General features: G+C 44.2%; 1 protein-coding gene. It reads left to right on the top strand.

Annotated elements, in window-relative coordinates:
• Window positions 1–267: 7-cyano-7-deazaguanine synthase (locus KVT27_RS24895; RefSeq protein ID WP_217582198.1), on the top strand; the 267-nt coding region annotated here is incomplete at both ends.

The following is a 267-nucleotide window of genomic DNA, read 5'->3' as shown; positions in this document are numbered from 1 at the left end:
CTGTAGATGTTCATAATCCAGATGTAAATGTACGTGTAGAAATTCGCAGTGGTTATAGCTACATTATGTGTGATGAGCGTATGGGAGCTGGCGGTTTACCAGTTGGCGTTGGCGGAAAAGTAATGGTACTTCTTTCTGGTGGAATTGATAGCCCAGTAGCAGCTTACTTAACGATGAAACGCGGCGTATCTGTGGAAGCAGTTCACTTCCATAGTCCCCCTTTCACAAGTGAGCGTGCAAAACAAAAAGTAATCGATATAGCGCAAG

Source organism: Lysinibacillus sp. GbtcB16, from assembly GCF_019091145.1.
GTDB classification, from domain to species: Bacteria; Bacillota; Bacilli; order Bacillales_A; family Planococcaceae; genus Lysinibacillus; species Lysinibacillus fusiformis.
The sequence above is the reverse complement of the archived record's forward strand: the minus strand, read 5'-3'. Positions and strand labels throughout refer to the sequence as shown.